The sequence below is a fragment of the Shewanella sp. BC20 genome (assembly GCF_003129585.1).
GTDB lineage: Bacteria > Pseudomonadota > Gammaproteobacteria > Enterobacterales > Shewanellaceae > Shewanella > Shewanella seohaensis.
This window is the reverse complement of sequence record NZ_NHRI01000017.1, coordinates 46750-72846: the sequence shown is the minus strand read 5'-3', so window position 1 is coordinate 72846 and position 26097 is coordinate 46750. Positions and strand designations below refer to the sequence as shown.

The 26097-nt window shown below is 48.0% G+C and carries 19 protein-coding genes; 10 read left to right on the top strand and 9 right to left on the bottom strand.

Annotated features, from left to right (window positions below; genetic code table 11):
* The first annotated feature begins 234 nt into the window (after positions 1-234).
* From CBX96_RS16655 to CBX96_RS16645, 3 genes are all read left to right on the top strand, one after another.
* Positions 235-2802: a VolA/Pla-1 family phospholipase gene (locus CBX96_RS16655; RefSeq protein ID WP_109287438.1), complete on the top strand. Its 2568-nt coding sequence runs from the start codon at positions 235-237 to the stop codon at positions 2800-2802.
* Positions 2803-2914: 112 nt separating this feature from the next.
* Positions 2915-3931 carry a protease SohB gene (gene sohB / locus CBX96_RS16650; RefSeq protein ID WP_109287437.1) on the top strand — a complete coding sequence of 339 codons (1017 nt, stop codon included), beginning with the start codon at positions 2915-2917 and terminating at the stop codon, positions 3929-3931.
* 193 nt (positions 3932-4124) lie between these two features.
* A complete protein-coding gene (locus CBX96_RS16645; protein ID WP_109287436.1) occupies positions 4125-5144 on the top strand; it encodes an AraC family transcriptional regulator in 1020 nt (339 codons plus the stop codon).
* A 153-nt stretch (positions 5145-5297) separates the two neighbouring features.
* Here CBX96_RS16645 and CBX96_RS16640 read toward each other — a convergent pair whose 3' ends face one another.
* The gene (locus tag CBX96_RS16640; RefSeq protein ID WP_109287435.1) at positions 5298-6482 is read right to left on the bottom strand and encodes an SO2930 family diheme c-type cytochrome; all 1185 of its coding nucleotides are present in this window, start codon (positions 6480-6482) and stop codon (positions 5298-5300) included.
* A gap of 138 nt (positions 6483-6620) precedes the next feature.
* On the bottom strand, positions 6621-9356 hold the full coding sequence (locus tag CBX96_RS16635; protein ID WP_109287434.1) for an SO2930 family diheme c-type cytochrome: 2736 nt from the start codon (positions 9354-9356) through the stop codon (positions 6621-6623).
* A 438-nt stretch (positions 9357-9794) separates the two neighbouring features.
* Here CBX96_RS16635 and mprF point away from each other — a divergent pair, with 438 nt between their 5' ends.
* Both mprF and CBX96_RS16625 read left to right on the top strand, forming a co-directional pair.
* The gene (mprF, locus tag CBX96_RS16630) at positions 9795-12347 is read left to right on the top strand and encodes a bifunctional lysylphosphatidylglycerol flippase/synthetase MprF (protein WP_109287433.1); all 2553 of its coding nucleotides are present in this window, start codon (positions 9795-9797) and stop codon (positions 12345-12347) included.
* 7 nt (positions 12348-12354) lie between these two features.
* Positions 12355-13086, top strand: coding sequence for an AcvB/VirJ family lysyl-phosphatidylglycerol hydrolase (locus CBX96_RS16625; RefSeq protein WP_109287432.1), 732 nt, complete (start codon positions 12355-12357; stop codon positions 13084-13086).
* Positions 13087-13187: 101 nt separating this feature from the next.
* Here the strand turns inward: CBX96_RS16625 and CBX96_RS16620 are convergent, their stop codons facing one another.
* The gene (locus tag CBX96_RS16620; protein WP_109287431.1) at positions 13188-14255 is read right to left on the bottom strand and encodes a DUF3083 family protein; all 1068 of its coding nucleotides are present in this window, start codon (positions 14253-14255) and stop codon (positions 13188-13190) included.
* A 144-nt stretch (positions 14256-14399) separates the two neighbouring features.
* The gene (locus CBX96_RS16615) at positions 14400-14999 is read right to left on the bottom strand and encodes an arylesterase (RefSeq protein ID WP_109287430.1); all 600 of its coding nucleotides are present in this window, start codon (positions 14997-14999) and stop codon (positions 14400-14402) included.
* Positions 15000-15051: 52 nt separating this feature from the next.
* Between CBX96_RS16615 and CBX96_RS16610 the strand changes: the two genes are divergently transcribed.
* The 3 genes from CBX96_RS16610 to lepB all read left to right on the top strand — a co-directional run bounded on the left by CBX96_RS16610 (position 15052) and on the right by lepB (position 19297).
* Complete coding sequence (locus CBX96_RS16610) at positions 15052-15801, top strand: ABC transporter ATP-binding protein (protein WP_109287429.1); 750 nt, start codon at positions 15052-15054, stop codon at positions 15799-15801.
* A 3-nt stretch (positions 15802-15804) separates the two neighbouring features.
* Complete coding sequence (locus CBX96_RS16605; protein WP_109287428.1) at positions 15805-18306, top strand: ABC transporter permease; 2502 nt, start codon at positions 15805-15807, stop codon at positions 18304-18306.
* A gap of 328 nt (positions 18307-18634) precedes the next feature.
* A complete protein-coding gene (gene lepB, locus CBX96_RS16600) occupies positions 18635-19297 on the top strand; it encodes a signal peptidase I (RefSeq protein WP_109287427.1) in 663 nt (220 codons plus the stop codon).
* Positions 19298-19396: 99 nt separating this feature from the next.
* On the opposite strand, the gene gltS is transcribed toward lepB, so the two are convergent.
* The 3 genes from gltS to folX form a co-directional block, all read right to left on the bottom strand.
* Positions 19397-20620, bottom strand: a complete 1224-nt coding sequence (gltS, locus tag CBX96_RS16595; RefSeq protein ID WP_086903895.1) for a sodium/glutamate symporter — start codon at positions 20618-20620, stop codon at positions 19397-19399.
* 564 nt (positions 20621-21184) lie between these two features.
* Positions 21185-22075, bottom strand: a complete 891-nt coding sequence (locus tag CBX96_RS16590) for a TIGR01777 family oxidoreductase (RefSeq protein ID WP_109287426.1) — start codon at positions 22073-22075, stop codon at positions 21185-21187.
* 70 nt (positions 22076-22145) lie between these two features.
* Positions 22146-22514: a dihydroneopterin triphosphate 2'-epimerase gene (folX, locus tag CBX96_RS16585; protein ID WP_011622266.1), complete on the bottom strand. Its 369-nt coding sequence runs from the start codon at positions 22512-22514 to the stop codon at positions 22146-22148.
* 97 nt (positions 22515-22611) lie between these two features.
* Between folX and CBX96_RS16580 the strand changes: the two genes are divergently transcribed.
* Complete coding sequence (locus CBX96_RS16580; protein ID WP_011716596.1) at positions 22612-23718, top strand: AI-2E family transporter; 1107 nt, start codon at positions 22612-22614, stop codon at positions 23716-23718.
* Positions 23719-23724: 6 nt separating this feature from the next.
* Positions 23725-24636, top strand: a complete 912-nt coding sequence (locus CBX96_RS16575; protein ID WP_109287425.1) for a class I SAM-dependent methyltransferase — start codon at positions 23725-23727, stop codon at positions 24634-24636.
* A 115-nt stretch (positions 24637-24751) separates the two neighbouring features.
* On the opposite strand, the gene CBX96_RS16570 is transcribed toward CBX96_RS16575, so the two are convergent.
* Positions 24752-24976: a hypothetical protein gene (locus CBX96_RS16570; protein WP_011622269.1), complete on the bottom strand. Its 225-nt coding sequence runs from the start codon at positions 24974-24976 to the stop codon at positions 24752-24754.
* 545 nt (positions 24977-25521) lie between these two features.
* On the bottom strand, positions 25522-25956 hold the full coding sequence (locus CBX96_RS16560; protein WP_011622271.1) for a hypothetical protein: 435 nt from the start codon (positions 25954-25956) through the stop codon (positions 25522-25524).
* Positions 25957-26097: the final 141 nt, after the last annotated feature.

Below are 26097 nucleotides of genomic sequence, written 5' to 3'. Positions count from 1 at the left end.
GCCCGCCACTTCTAGAGTCGCCGAATTGCTAAACGCATGTTTCAAACAAATGAATGAAACTTTGTTGCAAATAGCTAAAATGTTTGTGACAAACTTGTGGCTAACTCAATATTTTTACGTTAACTTGAAACGAGTTAGGGGCTAACATAAGCCCTATTAGTCATAGCTTTTGCGCTATTGTGACTAATTTCTTGGGGAAAACAAAACTATTACAACAAGATTTGGGGAAAAAAAATGAAAAGACTCATTTTGTGTGTTGCGATTGCATCAGCACTGGGCCTCACAGGATGTGGCGAGGACAGTTATAACGAACTCAAGGATAAGACAGAGCCGCTCATCCCTGAATCCCATATGGTGTTTGACCCCGCGAATGCTAAAGTGCCTTTGCCTAATGATTTGTTGTTTAGCGGCACTACAGACGGCACCTTATCAATCCCGGGGGAAAGTTCGGGGAACTATGTCGATCCGCAAATTGCTCTTGGTGCCTTAGATGGATGGTCAACCACATCTCCCATTTCAATCGATCTCGAACTCGCTAAAGATCACGATGGCACACAACTGACCCTGATGGCCGCATCGGTTGCCCAACCGGGCGCAGTGAGAATGTTTGAGGCCACAGTGGGTGGTCCATTGTCATCGGATCCTGAATGTACCACTAAACCGTCAGTATCTGCCTGTAAAGTCGGCGATGAATTGCAATTTGGTGTCGATTTTGTGTCGATGGCATCGGGTAACAAAGTCGTTATCGTGCCACTCAAACCGCTAAAAGCCGGCCAGTCTTATATTTATGCGACAACCAAGTTAATCCAAGATTCAGAGGGACGAGGTATTGCCCCTTCAACGACCTATGGTACGTTGAAGATGGATATCAACACCTTACCCCTAGAAACGCCTGATCAATTGATGCTGCAAACCTTGATCAACAGTTATGAAAAGGGCATGGCTGCGGCACATAATGTCGATACCTCAACCATTACCTATTCAGGCTTGTTTACCACTCAATCGGTAGCAAACGTCTATGAAACCACAAAACTCTTGATGGCACAGGGCGCGCCTTATGCGCCAAGTTTTGCGCAAATGCCCACCCCTGCGGGTTACACTGTGGCGCAGGCTGCAGGTTTAACTCCAGCAGATGGCGCGGCGTATGTGGTGTCTAACTTAGCCGATGTCTATACCGCAAAAATTAAGTTACCTCTATATGGTGAATGCAGTATTACAAATTGCTTTGAACGAGATAGTGAAGGTAAGCTAGTTCTTGTAAACAAACTCGATGCTGATGGTAAGCCAGTATTAGATAATGACGGAAATCCAGTGCTTGTACCTGTTCCATTAATCAATGGCCGCTGGAAAGCCCAAGGTGATAGCCCTGTTTCGGTATTATTAGCGTTGCAAGCGGGTACCTTAAGTCAAACCAACTTTGGTATGCAGGCAGTAGCAAATGGGATTGCAAACCCTGCCGATGCCCTAGCGAATCCTTCTTTGATGGCGGGTAAAACCTGGTTGTTAGATGATGGAACCGCAGTGGATAAAACCAAGCATTTAACCAAATTTAACCCCATCCCTGCGATTAAAGGTTATGAAACGGTACCTGTACTGATTTCTATGCCAAATGCGACTAAACTCGCGGCCTTCTATCAGCAACAAGGGTTAACCTTTACCCCACCGACTGCTGGCTGGCCAACGACGATTGCGCTACATGGTTTAGGCGGCGGTAAGGAAATGTCATTAGCCTATGCGGGCAGTTATGCCGCCATGGGCGTGGCAACGGTGGCCATCGATATGCCTTTACATGGTGCCCGCTCGTTCGATGCCAATGGCGATGGGATTTACGAAGTATCGGCAACCGATCCTTCCTTTGGTAACGTGATTGGTACACCCGATGCCTTTAAAAATGGTAATCCACTCGTCTTCGTGAATATCTCAAGCACGCTATCGGTGCGGGATAACTTCCGTCAGGCCACCATGGATCACCTTGGCGTGCGTTTAGCCTTAACAGGTTTAGCGCAGGGGCTTGCACAGGCGGGTCAACCACAGGTATTCGATATTTCCAAGATTAGTGCGCAGGGCTTAAGTTTAGGTGCGATTGTCGGTACCGACTTTGCGACTTATGCCAGCACGGGCATGAAAAATCCAAGCACGGGCGAAGCGCTACCTAACCCTTATGCCATCAATGCGGTCTCTCTGGCGGCACCAGCGGGTGGTTTAGCGGGCGCGTTTGCCGGTTCTGCGACCTTTGGCCCAGTGCTGTTTAGCAATGTGACTGCCTCTGCAACGTTCCAAGCATTAGTGGATAAAGCCAATACTGCGGGATACGAGCCAGGCAGCCCAGAATATGCGGCATTAGTACAAGGGGTTTACGCGCAGTTTATTCCAACCTTTGCCTTTGCGGTGCAAACGGCGGTGGATTCAGCGGATCCGGTTAACCATGCAGGTATGTTGAAAACAACGGGATTACCCGTGCACTTAATCGAAATCGCGGGTGATGGTAACGGCAACTTACCTGACCAAGTATTACCAAATCGCGTCGATAATTTCCCGCTCTCAGGCACTGAGCCGTTGATTTCGGCAATCGGTCTGCCTTGTGTGGATGCAACCACCAAAGGTTCTGGTGCGGTGCGTTTTGCTAAGGGTCACCATAGCTCAATTGTTGACCCAAGTGAGAAGAGTTCAACGGATGGTATGGCTGCCGCAGCGACGGTTGAGATGCAGACGCAAGTGGCGACCTATGCTTCTACCGCAGGTAAAGGTGAAGCGACAATTTTTGTTACCGATCCAAGCGTGATTGCGACCTGTTCTAACTAGTCGCGAGTAAAATCCTAAAAACCCAGCCTTTGCTGGGTTTTTTTATGGCGCTTTAGGCTGTTAGAATAGCGCGCACTAAACCGGATCACCTTAGGCCCCAACGGAGAGTACTTTGGAATTTCTATACGAATATGGCATGTTTTTAGCGAAAGCCGTGACGATTGTGGTTGCGCTTGTTGCTGTGATTATTGTGGTGCTCGCGTCCACGGTGAAGCACAAATCGGATAAAGGTGAACTGAGGATCACTAATCTTTCAGAAGAACTTGAAGAGCTTAAACACAGCTTGAAGGAAGAACTGCTGTCGAAGAAGCAGTTTAAAGCCTACGAAAAACAGCTGAAAGCGGACGAAAAGGCGAAGGAAAAAGCGGCCGAAGAAGACAGCAAAGGCAAAGTTTTTGTTATTGATTTTAAAGGCAGTATTGATGCTGCCGAAGTGGCTTCTTTGCGGGAAGAAATCAGCGCGATTTTAACCATTGCCGAAAAGGGCGACGAAGTGGTGGTGAATGTCGAAAGTGGCGGTGGCATGGTGCATGGCTACGGTCTGGCCTCTAGCCAGCTTGACCGTCTGCGTCAGGCCGAAATCCCATTAACGATTTGCGTGGATAAGGTCGCTGCCAGCGGTGGTTATATGATGGCCTGTGTGGCAAACAAAGTGTATGCCGCACCATTCGCCATCGTAGGTTCAATCGGTGTCGTTGCCCAGTTGCCTAACTTCAACCGTTTATTGAAGAAACATGAAATCGACTACGAGCAGCACACGGCCGGTGATTTTAAGCGCACCTTAACTGTGTTTGGCGAAAATACTGACGAAGGCAGACAGAAGTTCCAACAGGAGCTGGAAGAAACCCATGTGTTGTTTAAAGCTTTCGTGAGCAAGTATCGTCCCCAGCTCGATTTGGCTAAGGTGGCCACAGGCGAACATTGGTACGGTCAACAGGCGATTGAATTAGGTCTTATCGATGCGATTTCAACCAGTGATGATGTGTTAATGCAGTTAGCTGGCGAACGTACCGTGTACAAGTTGCGCTACCAAGTCCGTAAGAAACTGGCAGATAAAATCGCCCATGGTGCGTCTTTATCGGTAAATGCGATTTTTAATCGATTAGTTGAGAAAAATCGTCCCATGTAAGCCGACGAGTTAACTCAATCCTGAAGAAAACGCCTGCGAATATGCAGGCGTTTTTGTTTTGTCCGAGTGCGAAATAAAATAATACATTTTTTTAACATTAAGTTTGGTTTAAGACTATTCAAAATAAGCGAGATCTTATACAACTAATCACCTAGGGAATTAAAAGCTGAACAAATCATATTAAGGATTTTCCATGTTACAGCGCGTCGACTACAAGACGAACCTGATGGTAGGTGATCAAACCTATCCCGCATTTGAGCTACGTAATATTCTCGATTTTATTGCCTCTCAGTTAGGCGAAAACGCCTTACAGCAAGTCTGTGAGCATATCGGCGTTGGCCAAGCAGAGCTCAATCATTGCCAGTTTGTGTTTGTGTGGCAGGTAGAGTATGCGATGGAGTTTTTACGTTTGCAGGGCGGCGACCCCGATATTGGCACTAAATTAGGCCTAAGCTATCGGGTGAGTAGTTTAGATGTGCTCTTGCCCCATCTTGCGCAGTTGACTTCTCTACAGGCCTGCTTGCAGTTTGTGGTCAATCATCCCCAACTAGTTGGTAGTTTTACCGATACCTTAGTGCGCCTCGAAGAAGACTGTGTTTGCATTCGTTGGCTCAATACTGGCCGTATCGACAAAGCACAATATGGATTTCAATTTCTGCACAGCATAGGTTCGTTGTTAGGGCTGGCTAGAGAGCTCACGGGGGAGGCGATAACGCTTAGGCAAATTCATTTGGCAGAACCTATCCGCGATGAGCGTTTTTTAACTCAGGTAACGGGGGCTAGGGTGCTGTTTAATTGCGAATATTATGAATGGAGCATTTCCCTCACCCATCTCGCGCTTGCCATCCAGTATCCTTTCCCTGCCTACGCCGAAAAGACCGCTTCGGTATCAACCACATCCTTTATCGAAACCGTGCTGGCGGCAATCAATGAACATTTTCCCCAAGTGCTCCATTTAGATGACATGGCGACGCAACTGCATATGAGCGATCGCAGCTTTCGGCGTAAGCTGGCACAGCTTGGCTCGAGTTACCAACGTTTAGTCGATCAGGTGCGTTGCCAAAGGGCGGTCGAGTTGATTTTAGCTAACGAGTTGGATATTGAGGCGATTGCCGAGACCTTAGGCTACAGCGATGTCAGCCATTTCCGTCAATCCTTTAAGCATTGGATTGGCCATCCACCTGGGTATTTTAGCCGGCTAAATGCGGGTTAACGGGCTGACTAAATAAGGCAATTGACTGAACCTTGCCGTTAAAGCCGCAATTTTGCCGTTAAAGACATAGTTAAATCATTTGGTGCATAAGTAGAGATACAGCCATATTGCCTGTATCTCTTTCCTAAGCGTTGATAAGTGCTAGTCATCCATCTAAGTACAATTCCCTAAACTTGGTGCCAGTGAATCTATCCATTGACGAATTAATTCCACGCCTTCTTGGTGCTCAAGGTTGCGACCAATGGGCGGCATGCGATCTTTAGGTTCTGACAGCGTTTGGCGATAGAGCAAAATCGAGTGGTCAGCATTGCCGGGAACGATATCGTAATCGAGTCCTTTAGGGCCACCATCCCACCCCGGTGGTTGTTTGCAGATCCCATATTGATAACTGGTATGGTCGATATAAAACCCAAGGCGTAAGCCGGAGATGCTGGCATAGCCTTTGGCGCTGTGGCAATGGGCGCAGTTAACATCTAAATAGCCCTTAGCACGGCTGGTTAAATCGGCTTGGAGGTTGTCTATGGCATAGGTTTTAGCGACTTGGCTTAACTCGGGTAACTGCTCAAGCTTGCCTTGTTTGGCCCAGAGGCTGAGTTGATTGACGCTTTGCCCTTGGTCGATGATATCGCGATTCAAGAGATGGGCTTTAAGGCCAATCGGAATGATTAGACTGCTGTTATCTTGATTGATCTGGTGGCAAATTTTGCACTCGGCGCGGCTCGGTATGTTGTAATCAAAGCTTTGGCTTTGGCCTTGATTAATCAGGGAATGGTGCACGCTTGCGCCCGCGGTAAGCAGCTTTGCTTCACCTTGTTGCCATTGATAAACCAGACTAGTCCAGCCTTGGGAGCGTTTTATCAATAGCCTCGTTTCAATAAGGGTTTCGTTGGCTATGCCTGTGATAGCCGTATCCTGTGGCAGAGCAAAGGTTTTGACTAGCACGGCGCCAGTTGGAAACTCGAATGCCTCCTGCGCTTGGTATTGCATGCTGCTGCCTGCGGGTAAATAGATAAAGCGGTATTTACTGGCGTAATTAGAAAACAGCTGCGTGGCGAGCTGATAACCAAATCCCGGCGCTTGCGGCTGCGCGGTGGGGTTTGCGGGGTCGATAAAGAGCCCATATTGACTTAATTCTGGGCAGTCCTCTGCCATTAAGGCGGGCCAGTTAACTTGCCCAGTTGTATTCACACACAAACTAGTGGGCGTTGTCGGTACAGTTGGTGTCGTCGGCGGAGTCGGCGTTTGGCCATTATCGCTGCTTTGGCTGTCACCGCCGCCACAGGCTGTTACTAACATCGTTAGGCTGAAGATTGCGATGAGTGTTAGGCGGTTTTTCATTGGATTATCCGCTCTTTAAGCTGTTGCTTGAAATAAGAAGGCCTAAGTCGGCCTTCTCTGTCAGGGTGTCGCTCAGTCTTGGAGTGGTAAGCAAGTGGGTGATTGCAAGCCTGCTTTCACCCATTGTTACCGTTAACGCTAGTGCGAGCAGCTTGCTGCAGGCAGGCGTTTAATCCATTCGCTGATCAGCGCCACGCCTTCATCATGGGATAGGCTGCGACCGATTTCAGGCATACGATCGCCCGGGGTCGTACTTTGCATTCTAAAGTGCATGATGGACTCAGCGGCATTGCCAGGCACTACGTCGAAACCTAAGTTTCCACCGCCATAGGCGACCGGCGATTTACAGGTACCGTGGGAGAAACCCGCATCATCGCTATAGCCACGCCAGTATTCGAGTTTAAGACCTGTGTTAGAGGCGTTGCCCTCGGGTCTATGGCAATGGGCGCAGTTGATGTCGAGATAACCTTTAGCCGTTTGCATTAATGCGGTATCGCTTAAGCTTGCGACTGTGGCTTCATCACCATCATGGTAGGCGGGCACTTGTGGTACTTGGCTCAGATTCGGTAATCCCTGCAAAATCCCTAGGCTTTCCCATTTCAGCAGTTGGTTCATGGTGCCATCTTGATAGCTGTAATTGCGGTTTAAATGGCGCGCCTTAGGACCAATAGGCACAAACACGGCGTTGCTGTTGTCATCGGCCTTAAACTGGTGACACTGCTTACATTGGTTCATGCTCGGGACCATGTAATTAAAGGTGAGGCTTTCTCCTTTATAGCTTAAGGTTTGACTGCTAATTGCACCGGCTTTCGCCAGCGTCGCATCTGTCTTATCGGCATTCCACACATAGGGCAGGGCGCTCCAACCCGTTGGACGATGGATCAGCAAACGGGTTTCAATCAAACTCTCGTTACTGATCCCACGCTTACTGGTATCGCTTGGCAAGGCAAAGGTTTTGACGATAACGCTACCCACTGGGAAATCAAACGCTTCGTTTTCGGAGTAACTGGCTTTTTGTCCCGAAGGCAAATACACAAAGCGGTATTTACTGGCGTAGTCGGTAAAGAGCTGAGTGTTAAGATCGTAAGGGACACCGCCCGAGTTAGGCCCTGCCGTGGGATTTTTGGCATCGCTGAACAGATTGTAGTCCGACAGTTTAGGGCAGTTTGCTTTTAGCAGCGCATCCCAACTGACGTTTGAACCCGTCGCCTGACAAAGACTTTGGTCACCATCACCCACTAAACCACCTTCGCCTTCACCGATAGTGCCTCCGCCGCCAACGAGCACGCCGCCATCACAACCCGCGGTATTATCGTCAACCCCGCAGCCAAACACTTGGCCCGCGAAGGTGACTGTGTGCACGGGTAGGCTCACCTGGGTACATTTCAGCAGGTTGTTCTGGGTCTTCTCGTATTGCACATCGGCGATGCTGATGTCGGTGTTGCTGTTGGCATAGAGTCTGCCGTAGGACACATCACCGTTATCACTGGCGCAGACATTATCGCTGCCATCTGTGGCAAAGGGGGCCTCTTTTAAACCGAGGTAAGCGGCGGTGCCGTTATTGGCAAGCATTTCCCCTAAGCCGTCGTAGAGCACGCCGGGCAAGGTGCCGTGACTGATGACATACGCACGGATAATGTCTTGAATTAAATAACCTTTAGGTTTGCTACCATAGTCAGTGATCACGTTATCGTGCAAGTAGATATTGCGCGGCACTGGGCGCCAGCCATCTTCAATGGCTTGACCTGGTTGGCCATAGTTGCCGACAAAGGAGGTCATATCGGGTTCTGCAATAAAGAAGCTGCTGACAGTCACCCCTAAGGTGTCGTGGTGGGTAATTTCGTTATTGAAGATTTCCACATCGGCGGTCGACAGCACAATCACCCCTGTGCCTGGCGGCACTATATGCACCCCTGCGGGGTTGGCCGAGGCGTTGGCGAAGTTAGGCGTGTTGTTGTCATACACTTTGTTGTTGAAAATCCGCACGCTAGAGCCGTATCTGTGGTTATTGATTGGCAAGTCGAACACTAAAATCCCGCCAGTATTGCCCATGGCTTCGTTGTCATACACATCGGCATACTTAGAGTTTTCGACTTCAATCCCAGCAACGTTTTCCTTGGCGATATTGCGGCGCACCACAATATATTGGGATTGGCCTACATAAATGCCCGCATCGGCACTGCCTCGGACATAGCTGTCTTCAATCAAAATGTTTTCACACTCAACGGGATACAGACCATAGGCGCCGTTATCTTTGTCGAGCTCACCTTCCCACACCGCCCCCACGCGGCGCAGTATGATGCCATTGGTATTTTTAAGCTTGATACCGTTGTTTTTGGCTTCATTGACTGACAGATCTTGAATGGTAATGTTCAGCGCATTTTGCACGAAAATCCCATCCCCCGAGTTGGCTTGGGCGAAATTGAGGATAGTGTCCTTCATCCCGTAGCCCATGATAGTGACGTTTTTGGCATAACTGCCATCCCCATCCACGTCGCCATCGAACAGTAATGTCGAATCGATATTAAAGGTGCCCTTTGGAAGCACAATCACAGCGCCACTTTGCGCGTTGATTAAGGCTTCTTGAATACGGGTAGTGAGATTATCCCCCGGCAGGATTTTGATGGCGCCTTCGGGGAAGGTGGGGCCCGTTTCAGGGGGCTGCACCACGGGTGGCGTGACGACCTCTGGTGCTGGATCATCGTCAGAAAAACAACCCGTGAGATTAAAAGCCATCAGTAGGGCGACCCCAGTTGGCATTAGCCAATTCGCCTTACTTTGAGCTTTATTCCTGTGGGAGTTACTTGGCCAAAGGTGGCGTGGTGTCGCCTTAACGCCCTTCTTCACCAGTGGGTGTGTCGTCTTGTTGAACATAGATGCTCCTGCTTTTTGTTATTATTTCGTTAACAGAATGCGCTAGGGGCAGCAAAAGGCAATGTGAAATATGGCCAAAATGGTGCAAGTCATCGCGGCGGCCAGGGGAGATATTTTTACGTGACTCGATTTAAGCTCAATATTCTTATCCCAAAATATGGGTAAGTGGTTGGGGGGAACTGAATACCCTTACGGGTGTTTTTATGTTCAGATAAGGCGGTTGGATATTATTAATGCAAATTAAAACATACTTGTTACAAGATGAATAAAACATCATCTAGTTAACGCTTAATTTGATTGCCACTCAAAAATCACTATGTTAAAAATCTTTCGCTAAAACAGCGCTTAATAATAAATTAAAGTTAATTCAGATTTAATGCTTTATCCATAATGGTCATTAACCTTGATTTACCCCCTTAACAATATGTGGAGATGAAAATGGGGAGACGCATCCGGGTGATTATTAGCTTACTAATATTCACAGTCTCGTTATTGCTTTTGTATAACCTTGAGCAGGATTATCAATTAAATGATATTTTGGCTGAGGTTAAATTATTTTCATTTTCACAGCTTGCGCTTGCCGTTGCATTGACTGTGACAAGCTACTTAATGTTGACCTTGTATGATTATCTTGCGATTAAACAACTTGGCTCATCATTAAGCTATCAAAAGGTCGCTCCCGTTTCATTTTTAGCCTTTACCTTTTCCAATACCATAGGATTTTCATTACTCACAGGCACTTCGATACGCTATAAGTTTTATTCAGAGTTAGGGTTAAGCGGAAATCAAATAACTCAAATAGTGCTCGCCTGCTCGGTGACTTTTTTCCTCGGGTTATTCTTCATTTGTGGTATCGCGCTGATTAACTTCCCCGCGCAGCAACTGGCTGATTTGCCGTTGCCGACGTGGTTGTTTTCCTTAAGCCGCGTGTTTGGTGTTCTGATGCTGCTCGGTGTCGTAGGCTATTTTCTGTTTAGTCTATGGCGTAAAAAAACGATTTATTTTCGTGGGTTTGAGTTTGCGCCTCCCGTACTGTCTCAGTCGTTAAAGCAGTTTGTGGTTTCGACACTCGATTGGTTAGTGGTGGGAACATTATTCTATTCCCTGCTGCCTGCGGTGGATGGCTTAAGTTACCTTCAAGTGCTCAGTATTTTCTTTGTGGCAAATGCCATCGGGGTGCTTGCCCATGTGCCTGGAGGGATTGGTGTTTTTGAATCTGTGGTTACAGTGACCTTATCCCAGTATTTACCCGTTGAGCAAATACTGGGCTCGGTGATTGTGTATCGGGTCATTTATTATATTGTGCCTTTTATGCTGGCCCTGATTTATTTTGTGGCGGGTTTAGTATTAAGTAATAAGGATAAATTATCTAAGATAAATATTGATTTACATATTGTCAGGCAGTTATTACCACCACTATTAAGCATTAGTGTGTTTTCCGTCGGTTTAGTTTTATTGCTGTCAGTGGTTAATCCTTCCATTGTGCACAAATATCATTGGCTAGGGGAGATAGTGCCACTGCCGATAGTCGAATTGTCGAGCTTAATATTGAGTGCCAGTGGTATTTTGTTGCTGTTATTATCCCATGGCTTGTTTAAGCGTTATCAAAAAGCCTTTGTACTCACCCAAAAGCTGTTATTAGTAGCTATTGTTTTTATTGTGCTTAAGGGTGCAGAGTGGCAGATTTCTCTGGCACTCGGTCTTATCTATTTATTAATGCTGCCCTGTGAACAGGTGTTTTATCGCCAAGGTTCGATTGTGGGCGTTAAATATTCCTTCGGCTGGTTATTATCCCTCGCCGCGGCATTATTTTTGATGGTGTGGGTGTTGTTTTTTGCCTACCAAGATGTGGATTATGACCATTCGCTCTGGTTAACCTTCTCGCAGGATAGCCATGTGTCCCGTGCGTTACGGGGCGGTGCGATAGCTCTCGCGATTCTACTCGGCTTTGCCATTCGCTATGTGCTTGCGGTGCGAAAACCCCATACAAGTCGCCTAGATAGCTCGGCCTTGAACTGCGCCATGGAGATTGTTGCTGATGCGCCGAGTAGCCACGGTTATCTTGCCTTAGTACAAGATAAATCGCTGTTATTTAATGAAGATAAAGATGCCTTCTTAATGTATGCCCGCGCCGGACATTGCTGGGTGGTGATGGGCGATCCTATCGGTAATCCAGATAAATTTGATGATCTCCTGTGGCAGTTTCGCGAGCTGTGTGACGCCTACGATGGTTGGCCAGTGTTTTATCAAGTGACGCAAAAGTATTTACCCCACTTTTTAGAGCAAGGGTTGAGCCTGTATAAACTCGGCGAAGAGGCCATAGTGTCCTTGGCGGAATTTGAATTACAGTCGAGTAAGTATCGCAGCTTGCGGCAGAGTCATGCCAAGGCATTAAGGGAAGGCTTGAGCTTTAAGGTTGTCGATGCAAGTGAAGTGCAGAGTCTATTGCCAATATTAGAGGCTATTTCAACCAGTTGGCTTAAGGCTAAGCAGGGGCGAGAAAAGGGGTTTTCGGTTGGTTATTTCTCCGCCGCTTACCTGTGCGCCACACCAATGGCCTTAGTGTATTTGAATGGCGAGCTGGTGGCTTTTTCCAATGTGTGGGCCAGTGCCGCCAAAATGGAGTTCTCCGTTGATTTGATGCGTTATCTGCCGAATTTATCGGGTAGTAATATAATGGACTTTTTGTTTACTGAGCTATTGCTTTGGGGCAAACAGCAAGAATATCAACAGTTTAATCTTGGCATGGCGCCCATGTCTGGATTAACCGATAGAGCCTTGGTGCCGTTTTGGACCAAGCTTGCCAAAACGGTTTATAAGAAGGGAAATAAATTTTACAACTTTCAGGGACTTAGAAGGTATAAGGATAAGTTTAATCCAAGATGGGAAGCTAAGTATTTGATTTGTTATGGCGGGCTATCTTTACCCGTAGTGGTGGGTAGTTTGGTGACCTTAACGAGTCGTGGTGCAACTGGCGTATTTAAAAAGTAGGTGCGAGATGACGAAATCCTTAATCAAGATACTGAGCGTTTTACTTTTATGTTCAACTGCTAACGCCTTTGCCGATGAGTTTGCCGATAATCTGGGGCTAACCTTGTTGCCTGTCGAACCATCAACACAGGTAAACGCTGCCTCATCCCACACCAAACCACCGCTGGTGATTTTTTTGAGTGGCGATGGCGGTTGGGCGACGCTTGATAAAGCCGTTGGGGGTATTTTACAGCAGCAGGGCTGGCCAGTGGTCGGCTGGAGTTCGCTGAAATACTATTGGAAACAAAAAGATCCCAAAGATGTCACCCAAGATACCTTAGCCATAATCGACAAGTACCAGGCGGAATTTGGCACGCAAAAAGTGATTTTGATTGGTTATTCCTTTGGGGCCGAAGTTATCCCCTTTGTGCTAAATGAGATGCCCGCGCGGTATCGGAAGAATGTCTTGGGGGCTGTGCTACTCTCTCCTTCACAATCTTCGGATTTTGAAATCCATGTGAGCGAGATTGTCACCTCGGATAATCAATCGGCTCGTTACTTAACCTTGCCCGAAGTGAACAAACAAACCACTGTGCCTATGCTTTGCCTCTACGGTAAAGAGGACGATGCGCCGCTGCATTTATGCCCTGAGGTCAAGCAGCCCAATGTCACTGTGATGGAGTTAAGCGGTGGCCACAGTTTTGACGATGATTACGATAAAGTGGTCAAGTTGATAAAAGGTTGGCTAAAGCCAAGTTAGCGCGCTTTAGTGCATGGCGTCATATAAGCCTAATGCTTTGGAATAAAACATAAAAAGGGCGCAGATGCGCCCTTTGTTTTAGGTTGTGCTACAGCGAATGACTAGAGCTGGTAGCTAATGTGCTGGTGGAAGCGCACGACGAGATCTTCACGTTCTGGATCTAGCCCAATCTCGGCGGCAAAGGTTTTCAGCGCGGCTTCGACGTTATTCATAAAACGGCCATAGCCGGAGTCATCACAGTCCTTGGCGCCCGCGACGATTGTAAAATGCGCGGCTTCGACTAAGTTGTCGGCATCCCAGCGGCGGATCACTTGTTGCTCGGTTGCGTTTGGGTCAAAACCGATCATTTGTACTTCGGCCTTGCTGTCGAGTTTCTCAAACTTACTGTTACGCACTAAGGGAGTTAAGCCGTTGGCTATCATAGCCAATCGCGTTAATTGCTTATTAGTCGCCGCCTTGAGGAAGTTATCTTCAAGATGTTGATATAACGGGCTAAAGTCCGTTGCGGAGTCCGGTAGTAAACCTTGTTTGAGTTTACGACTCAGCGGCAGGCTGACGGTGACATAGGTGAGTGAGCTAACATTTTCTGGCAGGTCACATTTTCTAGCCTTGTATCTTGGTGCAATGGCTCTGAGTTTATAGCCGTAGGTTTCTTTATTACCTTTTGATTTAGCGAATAAATCATAGGATAAATGCTGATGGTCGCGGATCTTCACTTTAAGATCTTTAATCGGCAGCTTAGGCATTAATTCGTTTAGGAGTTCTCGTACTCGGGTATGGAAATTGGCCGAGTTGCTGCGGATCTCATCGCCTGTCGCTAAGAACACAATACGCAGTTTGCGGGCACGGTAGTTGTCCTCGGTGAACAGGTTTTGTGCCTCGTGATAGGCGGGATTGTAAAAAAACAGAATTTGTTCAGCGGTTTGGAAACAATAGGCTTCGGTGTGGTAACGCACGACTGGCAGTTTATCGTTAGTGATCACATGAACGTTACGGAGATCGTGTTGTTCTGCCAAGTTAAAAATAATGCGGCTTAAGGTTTGATAACAGCTATGGTAATCGGGGTATTGCGCCAGTAATTCATCCGTGACTTTAATTTCGGCGGTGATGTACTGGTTGGTACGAGCTTCCTTGGGTATGTACACTTTTTGCTGATGGCTAAGGGACATATTGACTCCTTGTTGGGTTAACCATTTGCTAACACGAATTTTACTGTTTATCTCAGGCGTTAATGTTGCGTTGGAGCATGTTTTTATCGCTTAAATGCAACTTTACATCAGCAAGCTGTTTATTAGCTTAAAATTGCAGCGATTTTATTGAGTTATTGCTTTTTCAATCCAAGGTTGCATCCAAGTGGCGATCTTCTCTTGGGCCTTTTCACTGGGATGAATTCCGTCCCTTTGCATCAACTCAGGATGGGGAGCAATGTCCTGCATAAAGAAGGGGATTAATGCAATCTCCTCGTCTTTAGCAATCTCTTGATACACTTGGGTGAACTTTTGGGTATAGCGAGGGCCATAGTTAGGCGGTACCATAATTTCGGTCAGTAGCACTTTAGCACCGCTATTTTTAGCTAGGGTAATGATTTGGATTAGGTTATTTTTGAGTTGCGTCGGGGGGAATCCACGTAAACCATCGTTACCACCGAGTTCGACCACCACCAAATCGGGGGCTACGGAATCGAGCAGCGCAGGCAAACGACGCAAACCGCCCGCTGTGGTTTCACCGCTTACCGAACCATTGGTAAATTCATGCTCGGGTAAATTTTTTTGCAGCAGCGCCACCCAGCCTACTTGTTCCGACATGCCATAGCTGGCACCTAAGCTATCGCCGAGGATCAACACTTTCGCCGCCTGAACTGGCGTGGTTATAAACAGACTTAACAGGATGCAGGTGCTCACGGCCTTTGCCATCGGCTTGCATCTAAGCGATTGACGCAAGAACGATTTGTATAAGAAGGATCCTATGTCTAACGTCGTTTCAAAAAACAGTGCCATCAATGTTGTTAACCTCGAAAAATCGGTGACTACTCAGGAAGGTTCGCTCACTATCCTCAAGGGCATTAACTTAGATGTCAAGCAGGGGGAAAGTGTGGCGATATTAGGCCCCTCTGGTTCGGGCAAATCGACACTGCTTGGCTTACTCGCCGCGCTCGATACCCCCACGTCGGGGGAGATTTGGCTCGATGGCCAAGCCCTATCACCGCTCAATGAAGAACAGAAAGCCGCGCTGCGTAAGCAGAAAGTGAGCTTTATTTTTCAATCTTTTATGTTAGTTGATACCTTAACTGCCCTCGAAAATGTGATGCTACCGGCCGAGCTTGCTGGGGTTAAAAATGCCAAGGAGAAGGCCGAGGCCATGCTGGGGCGCGTGGGGTTATCCCACCGTTTGACCCATTTACCTAAACAGCTATCCGGCGGCGAGCAGCAAAGGGTGGCCATTGCTCGCGCCTTCATTTGTGAACCTAAGGTGCTATTTGCCGACGAGCCAACCGGCAATTTGGACAGTGTTAACGGCCATAAAATTGCCGATATGTTGTTTGAGCTGAACCAAGAGAGCCACACCACGCTCATCCTAGTCACCCACGACTTGCAATTGGCGAAGCGCTGCCAAAGGCAACTGGTTATGGACAACGGCCACTTACAGGAAGAGTTAGATTCGACCTCATCGCACAGCGTGAATGACAACCTTGAATTAAGCGCCAAGGAGGCCTAACCCATGGAGCTTAATTTGGCATGGCGCCTGTTTAAGCGCGAGCTGCAACAGGGGCAGTTGTTATTGATTATCCTCGCCATTACCTTGGCTGTGCTGTCGGTCAGCGGTCTTGCGCGTGTCAGCGAGCGCTTGCAGGTCGCGATAAACGGGCAAGCGACCCAGTTTATCGCCGCCGATCGTATTATCGACTCTCCCGTTCAAATTGATGCCAGCATTCTGGCTAAGGCCGACGAGCTTGGTCTTAAGCATGTGACCAATATGCAATTTAACTCCATGGTGTATGCGGGGGATAAGTTTCAGTTAGTCACAGTGCGGGCGGTTGAGTCTGGTTATCCACTTAAGGGCGACATAGAACTTAAAGCGGCCAATGGCCAAGATGAAAAAGCCCAAGGCTTGCCCCATGCCGATGAGGTGTGGTTCGAGAGTCGCTTAGGGGGACTCTTGGGATACCCGAAAACACTGGAGTTAGGCAACAGTGAGTTTCGTTTAAGTCAAGAAATCAGCCGCTTACCCGATGCGGGTTTTAACCCATTCGCTTCTTCCCCCGTGGTATTAATGCGGATTGAAGATGTCGCCAAGACTGGGGTTATCCAACCCGGCAGCAGAGTGACGTATTTGTATCAATTTGTGGGTGAAGAAAGCGCCTTAAGCGCCTTTGAAAATAGCGTTAAACCGCTGCTGAATAATTCCCAGCGCTGGGTCGATGTGCAGTCTGGTGACTCTCCGATAGCGGGCGCGGTGAAGCGGGCGGAGCGTTTTTTATTGCTGGCAAGCTTGCTCGGTATTGCGCTGGCCTGCGCCGCGATTGGGATTGCCGCCCAGCGTTACTGCCAACGTCATTATGATGTGGTGGCTATGCTTAAAACCTTTGGCGCCTCATCAACTCAAATCCGTCGACTATTCGGCATCCATTTACTGCTGGTGACGCTGTTTGGCATTGTGCTGGGGTTAATCGGCGGGGCACTGCTGGATTTAGGCATTAATCAACTGTTACCCCCTGAAATCGCTGCCTATTCGCCGCCGTTGACGCGGCCGCTACTGCTTGGGATCAGCACAGGGCTTATCAGCGCCTTTATGTTTTCGGCCTATCCTTTAATGCGTCTGCTGGCAATTCCACCACTACGGGTCTTACAAAGACAGCTCGAAGGTTTGCAGCTCGGCATGTGGCTGCATTTACTCCTCAGTTTAGGGGCGATGGCACTGTTGGGATATTTGTATTCCCAAAGCTGGGCGCTGACACTCACAGTAGTTGCGGCTGTGCTGCTACTGGGCGTATTGCTCAGTATTTTAGGCTTTGTGATGATCCGCCTTGGTCACAGTGTTGGCATGAAAACCACCAATCCCTTGCAACTGGCACTTGCGGGTTTACGCCGCCGCGCGCGGCAAAATGCGGTGCAATTGGTGGGCTTTAGTGCGGCCTTGGTATTACTACTGACCATTTTGGCCCTGAGGCAAGATTTACTGAACGAGTGGCAAAAACAGCTGCCCGAGAACGCGCCCAACTATTTCTTGGTCAATATCGCCCCCGATGATGCTAAGCCATTAAATGACTTTATGGCGCAAAAAGGCATAGCTGCAACGGATATCTATCCCGTGATTCGCGGCCGCTTGACTCAAATCAATGGTGAAACCTTGATTTCCGACGAACAGGCCCAAGCGGGAGAGAAGGGACGAGTAGGTATTTCCCGCGAGCTTAATCTCACCTGGCGCAACACCTTGCCCGCCAACAACGAGTTGGTCGAAGGGCATTTTAATCAGGCCGCGGATGAGGTTTCTGTCGAGTCAGGTGTTGCCGATCGTTTAGGTCTAAAGCTGGGCGATACGCTGACCTATATGATTGATAACCAAGAGCTTAAGGTCAAGGTCGCTAGTATCCGTGCCGTGCACTGGGAAACCATGCAGCCAAACTTCTTTATGATCTTCACTCAAGAAGCGCTAGCGCCCTTTGCCTATACCTCGATGGCAAGCTTCTACCTCGACGACAAAAAAACGGATGTGCAAGGGAGTGATGCTCCGAAGAGCACAGTGATCCTCGAACTTATCCAGCAGTTCCCAACGGTGTCGATTATCGATGTCGGCGCTATGGTGGGGCAATTGCGGCAGATTATTGAGCAGGTGTCCCTGTCGCTGACGTTGGTCTTGGTTCTCGTCTTACTGGCCAGTTCTTTAGTGCTTATTGCCCAAACCGAGGCGGGAATGGCGACACGCCAGCGTGAACTCGCGGTGCTGCGCACCTTTGGCGCTTCTGGCTGGTTACTGCGTAGCGCCACTGGACTTGAATTTGCGTTACTGGGGGGCATAGCTGGGGTGCTTGCAGTGATAGTGGCCGAATTTGCCCTGTATCTGTTAAAGACCCAAGTGTTTGAACTTAATGTGTATATGCACTGGCCCTGGTGGGGGATTGCCCCTGTCTGCGGTGCCTTGCTAGTTGCGCTGCTGGGTGTTTGGCGCTGCCGCCAATTGCTCAATCAATCCTGCGCCGAATTATTAAAAGCGGGCGCTTAAGTTAAGGTGCGTTAGCGGTTAAGGCAAATGCCGTAATGCCATTATTTTTAAACCACTTTTGTAAAATAAAAAGCACTGGCCTAAACCAGTGCTTTTTTAATGGCGATTATTTGAGTGTTTTAGGTTGAGGCAAAGTTTGAGGCTAAGTTTGAGCATTTGTCACATTGGCTTACAAATGGAAAAAGCCATCATGTTATCCGCGAAGAACTTAGTCGAGATTGATGAGTCTATTTAACGAGCAAGCGTTGCTTACGTCAGGCAATCGATAGCTTAGCACTGTCATCAAACGAGAAGATTGCTGGATTTTGGCCTTAGGGAGATAAACAGAATGTTTAAAAGAATAAGAACATTACTTAGAGATAATCGCTCCATTTTATTGTTTATCAGCCTAATGCTGGTGTTCAGGAGCGCCGTGGCCGATTGGAATACTGTGCCGACAGGCTCTATGTTGCCGACGATTGTTGAGGGCGACCGCATTCTGGTGAATAAGATGGCTTACGATATCAGAGTGCCATTTACCCATATCCCACTCGTTAAGCTTGCGGACCCAACACGTGGGGATATTATCGTGTTCGACTCTAAAAAAGCCGATAAAAAGCTGATTAAACGGGTGATCGCCGTACCCGGTGATACTGTGATGATGCGGGATAATCGCTTGTATTTAAATGGCAAACCACTCGCATATACACAGCAAACATTAAGTGCCTATGCACCAGCGAATGTCACCGAGTGGCAGGAGGATCTCCTCGGCATAGCCCACAGTATTCGACTTAATCCGCAGCCCTCACAGCTGGCTAATTTTGGCCCAGTTACGGTTCCTGGTAACCAGTATTTGGCGCTAGGGGACAATCGAGATAACAGTGCCGATTCAAGAGTCATAGGCTTTGTGCCCAGGGAGGAGATTGTTGGCCGCTCAAGCTCCGTGGTCTTCTCATTGGATTACAACAATTATTACTTGCCGCGGCCAGAGCGCATGATGCGCGCGTTCTAACTTGTCCTTAGATTTCACTCTTCACGAGATATAAAAATGGCGCCCTTATCGGCGCCATTTTTGTTTGATGATAAAGCGTTTTCACAAAACCTTGTGCGATTACATCAAAAAGCTGAGGTAGCCCTGCAATACAATTAAATTGACTATATCGATAAAGAAGGCGCCGACAATCGGTACCACCATAAAGGCTTGCGGAGAAGGGCCTGTGCGTGACACCAGTGCGCCCATATTCATCACCGCAGTAGGGGTGGCGCCCATACCAAAGCCACAGTGACCGCCGGTGATCACCGCCGCGTCATAGTTGCTGCCCATGATTTTAAAGGTCACAAAATAGGCGAATACCGCCAGCACTGCGGTTTGCACCAGCAGGATAATCAGTAGTGGGATAGCCAGATCCAAAATTTCCCACAACTTGAGGTTCATCAAGGCCATAGAGAGAAATAATGACAGCGCCACAGTACCTATCACATCGATACTCTCAGTATGGGGTTTATAACCTCGGGTCACTTCGGTGATATTGGCGATGATAACCCCAAGGAACAGGGCATAGACAAAGTCCGGCATCTTGAGCCAATTCAGCTGATATTCGCTGACAAACACAGTAAACCATTTGGCTCCAGCAACGCAGATCAGCAGTACAAACAGGGTTTCGATGATTGTCTTAGCGGTCACTTGGTCTTCTTCGAGCTGATCGTAGGTGACCAGTTGAGGATGCGTGGCGTGGTGTTTACGGCCCATGCCGTAGCTTGAGACCAGATTGTGTTTGCCAATTAATCGTTGCGCGACGGGGCCGCCGATAATGCCGCCCATGACTAAGCCAAAGGTGGCCGCCGCCATGGCAAGCTCTAAGGTGTTGATGCCGTAGTTTTCGGCAAAGGTTTGTGACCAGGCAACACCTGTCCCATGGCCGCCTGACAGCGTAATCGAGCCAGCGATAAGGCCTAAGATGGGGTCTAAACCGAGGAGGCTTGCAAGACTCACCCCAACAGCATTTTGAATGACGATATAGACCGAAGCGACGCCTAAAAAGATAAACACTTTTTTGCCGCCACTGAGCAGTAGCTTATAGTTTGCAGATAAACCTATCGTACTGAAAAACATCAGCATTAAGGTATTTTGCATGGGTAAACTAAAGGCGAGGGTGATGTCTTGGAAATGTAAAAAGGCCACGACGGCGGCGACGACCAGTCCGCCAACGATAGGTTCGGGAATATTGTATTGTCTAAAAACACGCACATGGCGATTGATGGAATGGCCAATAAACAGCACGAAGATAGCAATTAAGAACGACTCTAGTTCGCCAATTGTATAAGTGGTGTGCATGATAGTTCCTTACAAATGGTTTTGTGGGAATACCGCTGTACTCAAGCTGGCTGTATTCAAGCTGAGTGAGGGCGACCCATCTCGTTATTTAGCATTATCTAATGCTAAGTGTTAAACGCGCGATCTAAGGACAGATTCTTATCAATCCCCAAGACTGGAGAAGGAGTATTAAGCGCGAATATGAACCGTATTGGTGTAGTTGATCAGCATCGCGACAGAGGGTGCGGATACTGAAGATAATGAACTTGCTCGGAGTGTTAACTGTGCTTCAGTGCGGGCGCTAACACGTCAATAGCGATAAGCAAGAGGTGGGGAGTGTAACAGAAAAATGCGTCAATGTCGTTAAATTGTCTTTAAAATCATTGTGTTGCATTTATGTTTTTCGGCTGTTGCCAGATGCGAGTGCTGCATTGCAAAAAATCACGTCGATAAATAAATCGCCACAGGGGATTTTTATCTCTGATTTTCAAGCCATTATTCAGCATGGCGTTAACCCTCGACTCCGCGCTTGGTAACATTTTATTCTCAAGCCAGTTACCGATAATGGCGGAGTCGAAAAAACTGTTAACTCGCGAGTACGTCCCTTAGCGCAGGTTCGAGTCGCTCAAAGCGGAAGCTAAACCCCGCATCTAGCGCATGTTTGGGGATCACAAATTGCCCTTCGATGAGTAACTCCGCCATTTCGCCCATGGCGAGTCGCAGCATCGCGGCTGGAGTTGTGATAAAGGTCGGGCGGTTTAACACTCGACCTAGGGTGGTGGCAAACTCGGCGTTACTGACAGGATTAGGCGCGGTGGCATTGAAAATGCCCTCGCATTCGTCATGGTTGAGTAAAAAGTCTATCAGCGCCACCATATCCTGAATGTGTATCCAACTCATGCCCTGGCAGCCGTGGCCTATTGGTCCACCTAACCCCAATTTAAACGGTGGCAACATCTTCGCGAGTGCGCCGCCATGGCCAAGCACTATACCCGTGCGTAGGATGCAGACGCGGGTTTTGGTGGCGGCTTGCTGCGCGAGTCTCTCCCATTCCTGACAAATATCATGGCTAAATTCGGGGTGTGGGGCTGCGGTTTCATCGATGGGGATGGCGCCTTGGCGGCCATAAAAACCGATGGCTGAACCACTTATCATCACTTTGGGTGGGGTGCAGCTGTGTAAAATCAGTTGGCTCAGTCGCGCCGTGGTATTCCAGCGGCTATCGCAGATGCGCTGCTTTTGCTGCGCGCTCCAGCGTTTAGCAACAATCGGCTCGCCGGCGAGATTTATCACCGCATCGATATGATTTAAATCATCAACTTCATCTAAGGTACTGAGATATTGGTGCTGCGGGCCTAATAGTTGCCGACTGGTGCCGGGGTGGCGGGTGAGCAAGACCAATTCATGCTCATTGGCTAAATGGGCGACTAACTGCTGACCAATAAACCCACTAGCTCCCGTTATCAATATCTTCATCGTCGAGTCCTTGGTTGATGGTTTTCTTTGATTATAAGCAATATACGATAACGGGCTTGCGGGGATCACTTTATTGCTGTTTTTGGTAACACAACTCCATCGACACCGAATCGGCAAAGCGCAGGGCGTGGGGCTTGTCGATTTCGACACTGGCAAATTCGACCCAAGGATGTTCACTGGCGATGGCTAATGTCTGGCTGGTGAGGTTTTCGAGCAGTGAGAAGCGATTGTTTTCAATCAACTCAATGATTTTTTTTGTGATGGTACGATAATTCAGCGCATCGTCGACATTATCACTGTTGCGCGCCTTGTCGGCACAGTAGTGAATGACGACATTGACGATCACATCCTGCCGATTTTGGATTTCATCTTCTTTTATACCGATAAAAGTGCGCAGTCTTAAGTTTTTAATGCGTATAATCGCGGTTTCTGGTTTCATAATGACAATCTAGTTTTATGGCTTAGGTGATTGAGTTTGAGACTTTTCTTGGGCTAGCCTAACAACTTTATCTAAGATCAAGAAGGATTTTTACGCCATGACACGTTCCAATACGCCGTCTGCCGCTTACAAAGGTTTTGCCGTCATGGCCTTTGTGGTGATTATTTTGGCAGGGATAAAGGCCGCCAGCCCGATTGTTGTTCCCTTTGTATTATCCAGTTTTATTGCGGTGATCTGTAATCCGGCGATTGGCTTGATGACCAAATACCGCGTACCTAAATGGCTCGCCGTGATCCTGCTGATGGGTTTTATCGTGTTGATGGGCTTGTGGCTCGCCTCTCTGGTAGGCAGCTCCATTAACGAGTTTTCTAAGCAGTTGCCGCAGTATCGCGATCAGCTGGTGGAGCAGTTTTCTTGGGTGCTGCATAAGTTGCAGGCGCTGAATATCCAAATCTCCAAGGAACAAGTGCTGGCCTATTTCGACCCCGGCATGGCGTTGTCTATGACCACCAATATGCTCTCGGGTGTCGGCAATGTGATGGCGAATTTGTTCCTGATCATTCTGACCATCGTCTTTATGTTGTTTGAGGCGCAATCTTTGCCGAAAAAACTGCACTTGGCACTGGACGATCCCGACATGCGTTTGCAGCAGATTGACCGTTTTCTGCAATCGGTGAATCAATATATGGTGATCAAGACTTTAGTCAGTTTAGCGACAGGCTTGATTGTCGGCGTGGGGCTTGCGGTGATTGGGGTGGATTACGCGCTGCTTTGGGCGGTTATTGCCTTTTTATTCAACTATATTCCCAACATTGGCTCGATTATCGCGGCCATTCCCGCCGTATTACTGGCCTTTATCCAATTAGGCCCCGCAGCGGCTGGCGGTACTGCGCTGCTGTACGTTGCTGCCAATATGGTGATGGGCAACCTGGTCGAGCCTAAATTTATGGGCCGCGGTCTTGGGCTTTCTACCTTAGTGGTGTTTTTATCATTAATTTTTTGGGGCTGGTTGCTGGGCTCGGTGGGCATGCTGTTGTCGGTTCCCTTAACCATGGTCGTCAAGATAGCCCTCGAATCCAGCAAGAGTGGTAGCTGGTTAGCCATTTTATTATCCGACGATGTGGATGATAAACTGGTGAGCCAATCGACAAGCACCGCTCCGATTTCTGAACCTGTCGATACCCATTCAACAGATAATAAGTAGTAGATAATGCAACGTTTTATAGATGCACTTGCGACGATAGAAGTCGGTGAAGATGCCACGCGATTATTCCATGGCCGCGGTGGTTATTACCCCGGCTGCGAACATCTTTGTTTAGATTGGTTCGCGCCAGTATTGTTATTGACCAGTTTTATTCCCCTCGATGCGGCTGAGTTGGCCCAGTGCCAACAGGCGATTACGGCGCGCTGGCAAGCGATACAGCCCAATCGGCCGTTAAACTTGGTGTATCAATACCGCAGTGCAGGTGAAACCTTTAGCCAAGTTCTGGCGGGTGAGGTGCCCGATCCCCATGTTGTCAGCGAAAACGGCGCCCAGTTTCAGGTGCATTTATTGCGGGGACAAAACCACGGTTTGTTCCTCGATATGGCCAATGGCCGTGAATGGGTTAGAGTTCATGCTCGCCATAAGAAAGTGCTGAATTTGTTTGCTTATACCTGTGGTTTCTCGGTGGCAGCACTGCAGGGCGGCGCCGATGAAGTCGTGAACATGGACATGAGTAAAGGGGCGTTAGCCATAGGCAAGCAGAACCATCTTCTCAATGGCTTTAGTGCGGGCGCACGTTTCTTAGGGCACGATATTTTTAAGTCATGGGGTAAGTTACGTAAGTTAGGCCCCTATGACATAGTCGTTGCCGATCCGCCGAGTAATCAAAAGGGCAGTTTCGTGGCGACTAAGGATTACGTGCGTTTGATCAGGCATTTACCAGAGTTGTTAGCCGAGAATGCCGAGGTGCTACTCTGCTTAAATGCGCCGGAACTCGATACTCAATTTTTGCGCCAGCAGGTCGAAGACGCCGCGCCTGCACTCGAATACCTTGAGCGCTTACCCAATCCCGCCGCATTTGTTGATGTTTCTGAGGAGAAATCATTAAAGGTGCTGCGCTACCGCTTAAAGGCGTAAGCCCTCTGGTCTCTTAAACACTTCATAAAATGCCATCATAAGACCTTGAGAGGCTTTATGATGGCGTCTAATGATGTCGCTTCGCGCCTTATCCCATCTTTACTTAACTAGCCTGTTAATAGCTTAATCGCTCTGAGAGTTGCGATTGCCCATGATGTTCAATGGCAAGACTGACATTGTGTGGGTCTAAGTGCTTAAGCGCAGAAATTTCAGCATAGAGCTTATCCTGCACATCGAGCGGGATATTCATTTGATCCATAAACATATGGATCCCCAAGATATCGCCGTGGCTGAATAAGGTAGTGAGTTTTGCGGCTTCAAACTCAATGATGGCATTCATATCGACCTCCTACTCGCATCATTATTTAATTGATAGCAGTTTGTGCCCGTCTTCCTAGATTCTTTGTTTGTAAGCACGCGCTCTTTAGTGCATTAGGCTATATCAACTGAAAGGCTTTCATGTTGAGATACGTTTTTGCGGCTTTTAAAGCGTTATAAACCGTTTTTATCTTTTACATCGAAACAAAACTGAAAGTTTTCTGTAATTATCAATCTGGCTTTGGTATACTCTGCGCCACGGAAATTCCCTTTCCTCATGGGCAAAATGTCAGCATAGAACGGCATGCCTTTGCGACCTTACAAAATCGAGCAGGAGTTGTTATGGAAGTTCATGAATACGAAAACGCTTACTACCAAGTTAAAGACGACGTGATGACGTCTTTACCTGCACAGAGCGAAGAAGAAGCGGTCTAAGTCTTGTAAACCTAAGGTTTACAGTGCGGATTCTGAGTCTGAAGTAACAAATACAAGCACATGAAAATAGCAACCCTAGGGTTGCTATTTTTTTATCCGTTGTGGGATTGCAAGTAGAGTGGGGAAGATCGTTTAGCCATTCACCTTACGTTTTTCAGGCATGAACTCAACGATAATCCATTTGCCGCCAATTTTATGCAGGCGAATGGTTCTGTCATCAATCCAAGGCTGTCCACCCTTTAAGCCCTTCATCTTAACGACGACCATGACGTCTTTGGTGAACTTACGGAAAAAGTCGATATCGATATCATCAATTTCCATTTCGACATTGGTCATCGACAGGCCGAGCATATTACGCTGTACCGCTGCGGCGATGTAATAGTGGGTTAAGACTTCTTTGAGTGGAGCATCGACATATAACTTGGCTTTCTCCACATCTCGGTCAACATAAATGGCGCTAAAAAAGCCGAGACTCACCTCTTCGGGAGTGAGCACGTGCTGCTCTTTGTCTCCAGCATCGCCACAACCAAACAAAAACAATAATGAAAGGAAAAATAAGGTTCTCATGGCTTTTCGTTATAGGTATTTGTCATGAGTATCGCGATTTTAGCGGCTATGTTCAAGTTTTGTAATAATGGCGGTCACTGCCGAAAATGACTTGACTCGGATCGGCTGCCTGTGGCATATCTGAAAGGATGACTTCATTAG